The organism is Rhodococcus sp. BP-316 (assembly GCF_019836105.1).
Taxonomy (GTDB): domain Bacteria; phylum Actinomycetota; class Actinomycetes; order Mycobacteriales; family Mycobacteriaceae; genus Rhodococcoides.
On the sequence record NZ_JABUEE010000014.1, the window covers coordinates 60,614 to 71,288 of the forward strand.

The window sequence follows — 10,675 nt, forward strand, 5'->3', positions numbered from 1 at the left end:
CCGACACAGAACACCCCCTGCAGCAGGCTGCAGGGGGTGTTCTGTTCGTACCGGGGGTGTGGGCTCGCTACCGCTGGGGCGCCTGGGTGGGCACGATCGGCGCGGGCAGCGCCGTCTTTCCCATGAGGAACGAATCGACCGCGGACGCGCAGGAGCGGCCCTCGGCGATGGCCCACACGATGAGCGACTGACCGCGGCCCATGTCGCCCGCCACGAAGACGCCGTCGACGTTGGTGTTCCACTTGTCGGTCCGCGACACGTTGCCACGCTCGTTGAGGTTCACCCCGAGATCGGTGAGCAGGCCCGGCTTCTCGGGTCCGGTGAAGCCCATCGCGAGGAACACGATGTCGGCCTCGAGGTGGAAGTCCGACCCCTCGACCTTGGCGAAGCGACCGTCCTTGAACTCGACCTCGTGCGCGTCGAGTCCGGTGACCATGCCGTTCTCGCCCGTGAAGCGCTCCGTGTTGACGGAGAAGACGCGCTCGCCGCCCTCCTCGTGAGCCGAGGACACGCGGTAGACCAGCGGGTACGTCGGCCACGGGGTGGATCCGGCGCGCTCCTCCGGCGGGCGGGGCATGATCTCGAACTGGTGGACGCTGGCCGCGCCCTGACGGTGCGACGTGCCGAGGCAGTCCGCGCCGGTGTCGCCGCCGCCGATGATGACGACCTTCTTGCCCTTCGCCGTGATGGGCGGCTGGCCGTACTGGTCGACGACGTCGTCGCCGAGCTGAACACGGTTGGCCCAGGGCAGGAACTCCATCGCCTGATGGATGCCGCCGTACTCGCGGCCGGGGACCTCGAGGTCGCGGGCCTTGGTGGCACCGCCCGACAGGACGACCGAGTCGAACTCCTCGCGGAGCTCGTCCGCGGTGATGTCGACACCGACGTTGACACCGGTTCGGAAGATGGTGCCCTCGGCCTCCATCTGCGCCAACCGGCGATCGATGTGGCGCTTCTCCATCTTGAACTCGGGGATGCCGTAGCGCAGGAGTCCGCCGATGCGATCCGCTCGCTCGAACACGGTGACGGTGTGGCCGGCACGCGTGAGCTGCTGCGCTGCAGCGAGACCCGCGGGACCGGAACCGACGACGGCCACCTTCTTGCCGGTGAGGTACGTCGGGTAGACGGGCTGGACCCATCCCTCGTCGAAGGCGCGATCGATGATCTCGACCTCGACCTGCTTGATGGTCACCGGGTCCTGGTTGATGCCCAGGACGCACGACGCCTCACACGGAGCCGGGCACAGCCGGCCCGTGAACTCCGGGAAGTTGTTGGTGGCGTGCAACCGGTCGATGCTCTCGCGCCACCGGTCCTTGTACACCAGGTCGTTCCACTCGGGAATCAGATTCCCGAGCGGGCACCCGTTGTGGCAGAACGGAATGCCACAGTCCATGCACCGGCTGGCCTGGGTGCGGAGGGTGTCCGTGGAGAAGTCCTCGTACACCTCCTTCCAGTCCATCAGGCGCAGGTCGACGGGGCGCCGCGACGGGAGCTCCCGCGACGTGTTCTTCAGAAATCCTTGTGGATCACCCACGAGCTGCCTCCATGATCGCCTCGTCCACGTCCGCGCCGTTCTTCTCGGCCTCGGAGATCGCGAGCAGTACCTTCTTGTAGTCGCGGGGCATCACCTTCACGAAGTGATTGACCTGCTGCGACCAGTCCGCGAGGATGCGCTCGGCGACCTCGGACCCGGTCTCGTCACGATGCCGCGTGATCGCATCCTTGAGCCACGCGAACTCGTCACCCTGGAGCTCCTCGATGTCGACGAGCTCGGTGTTCAGGTTGTCCTCGAAGGTCGAGTTCGGGTCGAAGACGAACGCCACACCGCCGGACATGCCGGCACCGAAGTTGCGGCCGGTCTCGCCGAGAATGACGACCTTGCCACCGGTCATGTACTCGCACCCGTGGTCACCGACACCCTCGACCACCGCGACGGCGCCCGAGTTACGGACGGCGAACCGCTCACCGACGACACCGCGGATGAGCGCTTCACCCTCGGTGGCACCGAAGAGGATCACGTTGCCGGCGATGATGTTGTTCTCGGCGACGAAGCTCGAGTTGGCCTGGAGCGACGGGCGTACGACGATCCGCCCACCGGACAGACCCTTGCCGACGAAGTCGTTGGCGTCGCCCTGCAGTCGCAGCGTCATGCCCTTGGGCACGAACGCTCCGAAGCTGTTACCGGCCGATCCGGTGAAGGTGATGTCGATCGTGCCTTCCGGCAGACCGTCCTCGCCGTACGCCTTGGTGACCTCGTGGCCGAGCATCGTGCCCACGGTGCGGTTCACGTTGGTGATCCGCGTCGAGAACTCGACCTTCTCGCCCTTGTCCAGTGCCTCGCGGCTCTGCGCGATGAGTTGCTGGTCGAGAGCCTTGTCCAGTGCGTGGTCCTGCGTGCCGGTGCAGTAGAGATCCTGGTTCATGAACGCCGACTCCGCGACGTCCAGGATCGGCGACAGATCGAGCTTCGACGCCTTCCAGTGATCCTTCGCCGCGGTGGTGTCCAGCAGCGCGACCTGGCCGATGGCCTCGTCGAGCGTGCGGAAACCGAACTCCGCGAGGTACTCGCGGACCTCCTCGGCGATGTACAGGAAGAAGTTCTCGACGAACTCCGGCTGACCGGCGAACCGCTTGCGCAGCAGTGGGTTCTGCGTCGCCACGCCCACCGGGCAGGTGTCGAGGTGGCAGACGCGCATCATGATGCAGCCCGAGACCACCAGCGGCGCGGTGGCGAAGCCGAACTCCTCACCACCGAGCAACGCGGCGACCATGACGTCGCGACCGGTCTTGAGCTGACCGTCGACCTGCACGACGATGCGATCGCGAAGACCGTTGAGCAGCAACGTCTGCTGGGTCTCGGCCAGGCCGAGCTCCCATGGTGCGCCGGCGTGCTTGACCGACGTCAACGGGGTGGCGCCCGTGCCGCCGTCGTGGCCCGAGATGAGCACCACGTCCGCGTGCGCCTTGGAGACACCGGCGGCGACCGTACCGACACCGACCTCGGAGACGAGCTTCACGTGGATGCGCGCCGACGGGTTGGCGTTCTTCAGGTCGTGGATCAGCTGAGCCAGATCCTCGATCGAGTAGATGTCGTGGTGCGGGGGCGGCGAGATGAGGCCGACACCCGGCGTCGAGTGACGCACCTCGGCCACCCACGGGTACACCTTGTGCGCCGGAAGCTGGCCACCCTCACCGGGCTTGGCGCCCTGCGCCATCTTGATCTGGATGTCGGTGCAGTTGGTCAGGTAGTTCGACGTGACACCGAAACGACCCGACGCGACCTGTTTGATGGCCGACCGACGCCAGTCACCGTTCTCGTCGGGGAGGAAGCGTGCGGTGTCCTCGCCGCCCTCACCCGAGTTCGAGCGACCACCGAGGCGGTTCATCGCGATGGCCAGCGTCTCGTGCGCCTCTGCCGAGATGGAGCCGTAGCTCATCGCACCCGTGGAGAAACGCTTGACGATGTCGCGTGCCGACTCGACCTCGTCGATCGGGATCGGGGTGCGACCCTCGGTCTTGAAGCGGAACAGTCCGCGCAGCGACGCGAGCCGCTCGGACTGGTCGTCCACCATGCGGGTGTACTCCTTGAACACGGAGTACTGACCGGTGCGGGTGGCGTGCTGGAGCTTGAACACCGTGTCCGGGTTGAACAGGTGGTACTCGCCCTCGCGGCGCCACTGGTACTCGCCGCCCGTCTCGAGCTCGCGGTGCGCGCGCTCGAACTTGTTGTCCAGGTACGCGACTCCGTGACGCACCGCGACGTCGGCCGCGATCTGGTCGAGGTCAATGCCGCCGAGCGGCGACTGCACGCCGTAGAAGTACTCGTCGACCAGTGCCTGCGACAGGCCGATGACCTGGAACAGCTGGGCGCCGGTGTACGAGGCGAGCGTCGAGATGCCCATCTTCGACATCACCTTCAGCACACCCTTGCCGGCGGCCTTGATGTAGTTCTTGACGGCGCTGTCGTAGTCGATGCCCTGCAGGGTGTCGCGATCGATCATGTCCTCGATCGACTCGAACGCCATGTAGGGGTTGACCGCTGCAGCACCGAAGCCGACGAGGGTGGCCATGTGGTGGACCTCGCGGGCGTCACCGGCCTCGACGATCAGCCCCACCTTGGTGCGGGTCTTCTCCCGGACGAGGTGGTGATGCACGGCCGAGGTCAGCAGCAGCGACGGGATCGGTGCCAGCCGTTCGCTCGACTCGCGGTCGGACAGGATGACGATGCGCGCGCCGCCGTCGATCGCCGCGGAGACCTGCGAACGAATGATCTCGAGCGAACGACGTAGTCCCTCACCGCCTTCGGCGACCGGGTAGAGGCCGCGGACCACCACGGAGCGCAGTCCGTCCTGGGTGCCGTCGTCGTTGATGTGGACCAGCTTGGCCAGCTCGTCGTTGTGCAGGATCGGCGACTTCAGCACGATCTGCCGGCATGCTTCGGCACTGGGCTGCAGGAGATCCCGCTCGGGACCGATGGTGCCGCCGAGGCTGGTGACCACCTCTTCCCGGATGGCGTCCAGGGGCGGATTCGTCACCTGGGCGAACAGCTGGGAGAAGTAGTCGAACAGCATGCGCGGGCGGTTCGAGAGCACGGCGACGGGCGTGTCGGTGCCCATGGACCCGATGGCCTCGGCGCCGGCCTTGGCCATGGGAGCGACCAGCATGGTCAGTTCCTCGGTGGTGTAGCCGAAGATCTGCTGACGGATCAGCACACGGTCGTGCGTCATGTGGACGTGCGGGCGCTCGGGCAGGTCGTCGATCTCGACGAGGCCCTCGTCGAGCCACTCTTGGTAGGGGTGCTCGGCGGCGAGCTCGTCCTTGATCTCGTCGTCGCTGACGATGCGGCCCTGCGCGGTGTCCACCAGGAACATGCGGCCGGGCTGCAGGCGGACCTTACGCACGATCTTCGACGGCTCGATGTCGAGGACGCCGACCTCGGACGCCATGATGACCAGGCCGTCCTCGGTGACCCAGAGACGGCTCGGACGCAGGCCGTTGCGGTCGAGGACCGCGCCGATGACGGTGCCGTCGGTGAAGCACACCGACGCCGGTCCGTCCCACGGCTCCATCAGAGTCGAGTGGTACTGGTAGAACGCCCGGCGAGCCGGGGCCATCTTGTCGTGGTGCTCCCACGCCTCGGGGATCATCATCAGCACGGCGTGCGGCAGGCTGCGACCGCCGAGGTGCAGGAACTCCAGCACCTCGTCGAAGCGCGCGGTGTCCGACGCTCCGTGCGTGTTCACCGGGAAGATCTTCTCGAGCTTCTCCGGGCCACCGAAGACGTCCGACTCGATGAGGGCCTCGCGGGCACGCATCCAGTTCTCGTTGCCGGTGACGGTGTTGATCTCACCGTTGTGCGCGACACGGCGGAACGGGTGTGCGAGCGGCCAGGAGGGGAACGTGTTGGTGGAGAAGCGCGAGTGCACCAGACCGAGGGCACTGACGACGCGCTCGTCCTGCAGATCGAGGTAGAAGCCTCGCAGCTGCGGCGTCGTGAGCATGCCCTTGTAGACGATGGTCGACGGCGACAGCGACGGGAAGTACACGGACTCGCGTCCCGGACCGTCCTTGCCGGGGCCTTCGAGGCCGAGTTCGTGCTCGACGCGCTTGCGCACGACGAACGCGCGGCGCTCGAGATCGATGCCGGACAGTGCACGGTCGGGAGCGGCGACGAACAGCTGGCGGAACGTCGGCATGGCGTCGCGCGCCAGCGCGCCCAGGGAGGCGTCGTCCGTCTCGATGTCGCGCCAGCCGAGAACCTCGAGGCCCTCCTCGGTCACGACACGCTCGACCCCGGCGACAGCCTCGGCGGACGCGGCGCGCGCCTGCGGGAGGAACGCGATACCGGTGGCATAGGAACCCTCGGGCGGCAGATCGAAGTCGACCACGGCGCGGTAGAACGCGTCGGGGACCTGGATCAGGATGCCGGCACCGTCACCCGTGTTGGGCTCGGCACCCGCAGCGCCGCGGTGTTCGAGATTGATCAGCGCCGTGATCGCCTTGTCGACGATGTCGCGGCTCCGTCGGCCGTGCATGTCGACCACGAACGCGACACCGCAGGAGTCGTGTTCGTTGGCGGGATCGTAGAGGCCGCGCGCTGATGGGTACCGGTGTCCGGGAAGCTGCATGTGTCTTGCCTAACTGACGAGTCGAGCCAAGATCCGCGAGAGCGCGGCCACGTCCGAGATTCGACGCGAGCCACCGCGGGGCGATGCGAGAGCGGGTTCGCCGTTGAACACGCACTCCGATGGGGCTCCGGCCACTCTCGGACAACGATCCGTTCCGAGGTGGTGACCGAGTGTTTTCGGGCAGGGGCGATCCTTGTGGGTCGACCCCGCAGCTGAACGATAAGTCAGGAACCGGTCGAATTCACAAATCAGGGCATCCTCATTCGGGCCTGACCTGGTCGTTCCCCCGGCGGTGTGGGTGTGTGCGCGACGTTGCGCGGTACCTCGGCGTTCGTTCACGAGAATACTCCGGGAGCGCACGAGCTCGACGTCGGAGATCTCACACCGAGACGTACGTCCGATGAAAGACTACTGGCCGTAGCGATTTCTCGGCTACGGCCAGTGTGGTGGGCGAAGGGGGACTTGAACCCCCACGTCCCGAAGGACACTGGCACCTGAAGCCAGCGCGTCTGCCATTCCGCCACTCGCCCGAGCGACGGGACGAGATTAACACGACCCGTCACTCGGGCAGAAATCCATACCGTCGGTCCGGGTTTCCGGTCCCGAGGCGGGGCCGGGAACCGGTTCCGGGCGTATAGCATGGATCGGTAGTCGCACGACGGAAGGACACGCGAGGCCGCACGGCCTGCGCGGACGTCGGCGGCGTGGACGCCTCGGGGACGGTTCCAGCATCATGAGTCTCCGACGCACGGACGCAGTACCGATGTGAGACGCAGTACCGACGAAGACGGAGAAGGAGGGTGTCGTGGGAGTGGTTCAGCGATTCGAGAGAAAGCTGCAGAGTGCTGTCGGTGACGCCTTCGCTCGCGTCTTCGGTGGCGGTGTGGTGCCGCAGGAGGTCGAGGCGGCCCTCCAGCAGGAGGCCACCATGTCGGTCCGCACGCTGGACGGCGGACATCTGCTGGCACCCAACGCCTACGTCATCACCATCAGCCCGTCGGATCACGACAGGCTCGCGTCCGACCACGACCTCACCACTCGCGCCTTCTCACGCCATCTCCAGGACTTCATCACCGACCAGGGATGGCAGACGTACGGGCGCGTGGTGGTCCGCTTCGAACCGTCCACCACACTGCACACGGGACAGTTCCGCACGTCGGGAACAGTCGATCCCGACGCGTCACCCCAGCAGAGCGCTCCACCTCACCAGTCCACTGCACAAGACCGACCGTCGTCGACATCAGGAGCCGGCCCCATGACCCAGAACTCAGGGACTCAGAACCAGGGCGACGAGCCCGACCGCGACAACGATCGGCCCGCATCGGGCGTCGCCGCCCGTGCCCCTCGCAACGGCAGCGCGTACCCGTCCGAGGCGTACGACCCCGAGGCGTCGGGCCGCGTCGACCCGGCGGCGGAGAACCGGGTGCGCCCGCCCCGCGCGTACGGCGACTCCGAGCAGGACGCCCGCGGCTACGGCCGCCCGCCCGCCGGTCAGGAGCAGGGCGGATACGGACGCGCACCGTACGGACAGGGTCACGATCAGCAGGGCTACGGCCAGGCCGGGTACGACCAGCAGGGCTACGGCCAGGCCGGATACGACCAGCAGGGTCACGAGCAGGGCGGCTACGACCAGGGATACGGACGCCAGCCGCAGAACCGCGCCCCTTACGACTCGCGTGCCTACGGCCAGCAGCCTCCCACTCAGCAGCCGTACGACCGCCAGGCCTACGGACAGCCGGCGGCGGATCCGCGCGGTCACGGCCGTCCTCAGTACGACCAGGGTGGACCCGATCCCCGCGCCTACGGCCAGCAGGGCTACGACCAGGGCGGCTATGACCAGCGCGGGTACGACCAGGGCGGCTATGACCAGCGCGGCTACGACCAGGGTGGTTACGACCAGCGCGGGTACGACCAGGGTGGGTACGACCAGCGCGGCTACGACCAGGGCGGCTACGACCAGCACGGTCAGGACCAGCACGGTCAGGACCGTCAGCAGGCGTACGGCGACTACGACCAGCGCGGCTACGACCAGGGCGGCCAGGCCGCACAGCCGCGGTCGTACGGCGCCGCGGCGGCGTACGACCAGCCGGCCACACAGGGCTACCAGCAGGTCGCGGACGGGGACGACTACGACCGGCCGGCCGCGTCCCGCGGGCTCGCCGCCACCCTGCAGCTCGAGGACGGCAGCGGCCGTCACTACCAGCTGCGCGAGGGCGGCAACGTCGTCGGTCGCGGCCAGGAGGCCCAGTTCCGGCTCCCCGACACCGGCGTCTCGCGTCGGCACTTCGAGATCCGCTGGGACGGCCGGGTGGCCATGCTGTCCGACCTGGGTTCCACCAACGGCACGACCGTGAACGGTGCACCGGTCCAGGACTGGCAGCTGGCCGACGGCGACATCGTCCGCGCCGGACATTCGGAGATCCTCGTCCGCATCGTCTGACACGACCGGACCGGCGACGGGTGCGGCGGCCGACACCGGCCGTCGGCGCCTGCCCTTATGATGCTCCGAGACGGGACGTCCCCGGGCGACCGAGAAAGCCGTGACCCGGCTTCTGGTGACACGAGGAGGTGACACGCTGTGCAGGGATTGATTCTGCAGCTCACTCGAGCTGGCTTCCTCCTGATCCTGTGGTTGTTCGTCTGGGCAGTGCTGCGCACCCTGCGGTCGGACATCTATGCGGCCTCCGGGCTGCGGGTGGCACCGCGCTCCCGCACGTCACCGGTGTCGCTGCAGGGCCGCAAGGCGAAGGTGGCCAAGCAGCTGGTGGTCACGCAGGGTTCGCTGGCCGGTACCCGCATCACGCTCGGGTCGCAGCCGGTCCTCATGGGTCGGGCGGACGACTCGACGTTGGTCCTCACCGACGACTACGCGTCCACGCGCCACGCACGGCTGTCTCCTCGCGGGGGTGACTGGTACGTCGAGGATCTCGGTTCGACCAACGGCACCTACCTCGACCGGGCCAAGGTCACGACGGCGGTGCGCGTCCCGCTGGGCACGCCCGTCCGCGTCGGCAAGACCGTGATCGAGCTGCGCCCGTGACACTGGTTCTCCGCTACGCCGCGCGCAGCGATCGCGGTCTCGTGCGATCCAACAACGAGGACTCGGTCTACGCCGGTGCGCGCCTGCTCGCTCTCGCCGACGGCATGGGAGGGCACGCCGCCGGTGAGGTCGCGTCCCAGCTCATGATCGCGGCGCTCGCCCACCTCGACGACGACGAGCCGGGAGACGATCTCCTGGGCAAGCTCGAACGGGCGACGCGCGAGGGCAACGCCACCATCGCCGAGCAGGTCGAGGAGGATCCCGAGCTCGACGGCATGGGCACGACCCTGACGGCGATCCTGTTCGGCGGCAGAAAGATCGGGCTCGTCCACATCGGCGACTCGCGTGCCTACCTGCTGCGCGACGACGAGCTGACGCAGATCACCCGAGACGACACGTTCGTCCAGTCCCTGGTCGACGAGGGCCGGATCACGGCCGAGCAGGCGCACTCGCACCCGCAGCGGTCGCTCATCATGCGCGCGCTCACCGGTAACGAGATCGAGCCGACGCTCACGGTGCGGGAGGCCCGCGCCGGGGATCGGTATCTCCTGTGCTCGGACGGCCTGTCCGACGTCGTCAGCAGCGAGACCATCGCCGACACGCTCCGCGAGGGCGAGAACGACGAGTGCGCCGATCGGCTCATCGAGCTGGCGCTGCGCAGCGGTGGCCCCGACAACGTCACCGTCGTCGTCGCCGACGTCATCGATCTGGACTACGGCCAGTCGCACCCCATTCTCGCCGGAGCCGCGTCGATGTCCGACGAGGAGGACGCGCCGCCGCCGAACACGGCAGCCGGCCGCGCCGCCGCCATGCGGCCGCCCCGCACCACCCCGAAACGTGTCGTGACACCACCGCCCGTGCCGGAGAAGAAGTCGCACAAGCTCCGGTGGTCACTCGCCGGCCTCGGCGTGGTCGCCCTTCTCGTCGTCGGTCTCGTCGTGGGATGGCAACTGCTGCAACGTAACTACTACGTCGGAACCGACGACGGTCGCGTGGTCGTGATGCGCGGTGTCTCCGGTTCGGTGCTCGGCTTCTCGCTGCAGGAGGTCGATCTGGTCGGCTGCGTACGCGACGGGGCCACGGCCACCGAGGACGCGACGGTCGAGCTGCGCGCTCCCGGCGACGCCGACTGCACGATCCTGGGTGTCGACGATCTCCAGCCCTCGGCACGCGAACAGGTGCGCTCGGGTCTGCCGTCGGGCACCCTCGACGACGCGCGCACCCAGGTGGCGCGACTTGCGTCCGGTGACCTGCTGCCCCCGTGCACGCCGCCGGCGAGCGCAACCACCACGCCGAGCGCCACCCCCGAGGCCACGCCTGCTCCCACGGCCGCACCGCCCGCTCCGGACCCGGCGGTGCCCGTCGATCCGGCGGCTCCCGTGACCACCACGATCGAGCCCACCCCGGCACCGACGCCGACGCTGGTGGCGGGCCAGACCTGCAGGACGGGTTCGTGATGTCCGCTCCGAACCTGCCGACCCCGAATCGGCCCACCCCCAGCCAGTCG

Annotated in this window: 5 protein-coding genes and 1 tRNA gene; 3 read left to right on the forward strand and 3 right to left on the reverse strand. The window is 68.1% G+C overall.

Annotated elements, in window-relative coordinates:
• Positions 1–67 precede the first annotated feature (67 nt).
• From HQ312_RS21190 to HQ312_RS21200, 3 genes are all read right to left on the reverse strand, one after another.
• Positions 68–1,534, reverse strand: a complete 1,467-nt coding sequence (locus HQ312_RS21190) for a glutamate synthase subunit beta (RefSeq protein WP_027505921.1) — start codon at positions 1,532–1,534, stop codon at positions 68–70.
• Positions 1,527–6,128 carry a glutamate synthase large subunit gene (gltB, locus tag HQ312_RS21195; RefSeq protein WP_222641394.1) on the reverse strand — a complete coding sequence of 1,534 codons (4,602 nt, stop codon included), beginning with the start codon at positions 6,126–6,128 and terminating at the stop codon, positions 1,527–1,529. Before gltB ends, HQ312_RS21190 begins: the two co-directional genes overlap by 8 nt.
• 444 nt (positions 6,129–6,572) lie before the next feature.
• A tRNA-Leu gene (locus tag HQ312_RS21200) sits at positions 6,573–6,658 on the reverse strand.
• Between the two features lie 275 nt (positions 6,659–6,933).
• On the opposite strand from HQ312_RS21200, the gene HQ312_RS21205 reads away from it, so the two are divergent.
• The 3 genes from HQ312_RS21205 (at position 6,934) to HQ312_RS21215 (ending at position 10,625) form a co-directional block, all read left to right on the forward strand.
• Entirely contained in the window at positions 6,934–8,568 is a 1,635-nt protein-coding gene (locus HQ312_RS21205) for a DUF3662 and FHA domain-containing protein (protein WP_222641396.1), read from the forward strand.
• 138 nt (positions 8,569–8,706) lie between these two features.
• Positions 8,707–9,168 (forward strand): FHA domain-containing protein, encoded by a 462-nt coding sequence (locus HQ312_RS21210; protein ID WP_027505924.1) that lies wholly within the window; start codon positions 8,707–8,709, stop codon positions 9,166–9,168.
• Positions 9,165–10,625, forward strand: coding sequence for a PP2C family serine/threonine-protein phosphatase (locus HQ312_RS21215; protein ID WP_222641398.1), 1,461 nt, complete (start codon positions 9,165–9,167; stop codon positions 10,623–10,625). Before HQ312_RS21210 ends, HQ312_RS21215 begins: the two co-directional genes overlap by 4 nt.
• Positions 10,626–10,675: the final 50 nt, after the last annotated feature.